This window comes from Metamycoplasma equirhinis, assembly GCF_006385185.1.
Lineage (GTDB): Bacteria > Bacillota_I > Bacilli_A > Mycoplasmatales > Metamycoplasmataceae > Metamycoplasma > Metamycoplasma equirhinis.
In genome coordinates, this window is sequence record NZ_VFIX01000060.1 from 1 (window position 1) to 524 (window position 524).

The window sequence follows — 524 nt, forward strand, 5'->3', positions numbered from 1 at the left end:
GTGTACGAGTGAAGGTTCCTCGCGTGATCCTTCGGGTGGCGGTCTAGGTGGTCAGTGCTGGGGTGTTGGTGGTTTGCTGCGTGGCGGGTTCTTCGGTGCTGGTCAGTGCTGCTCGGGCTCGGGTGAGGACCTCGAGGCCCAGGTAGCGCCGTCCTTCGATCCATTCGTCGTGTTGTTCGGCGAGGACGGCTCCGACGAGGCGGATGATCGAGGCGCGGTCGGGGAAGATGCCCACGACGTCGGTTCGGCGTCGTACCTCTCGGTTGAGGCGTTCCTGGGGGTTGTTGGACCAGATTTGGCGCCAGATCTGCTTGGGGAAGGCGGTGAACGCCAGCAGGTCGGTGCGGGCGGTGTCGAGGTGCTCGGCCACCGCGGGGAGTTTGTCGGTCAGAGCGTCGAGTACCCGATCATATTGGGCAACAACTGATTCGGCGTCGGGCTGGTCGTAGATGGAGTGCAGCAGGGTGCGCACCCACGGCCAGGAGGGCTTCGGGGTGGCTGCCATCAGATTGGCTGCGTAGTGG

General features: G+C 64.5%; 1 protein-coding gene. It reads right to left on the reverse strand.

Going from position 1 to position 524, the window contains the following annotated elements; all coding sequences use genetic code 4:
* Nucleotides 1-43: 43 nt before the first annotated feature.
* On the reverse strand, nt 44-524 hold a 481-nt coding region (locus tag FJM08_RS08645), incomplete at its 5' end, for a transposase (protein ID WP_211331354.1).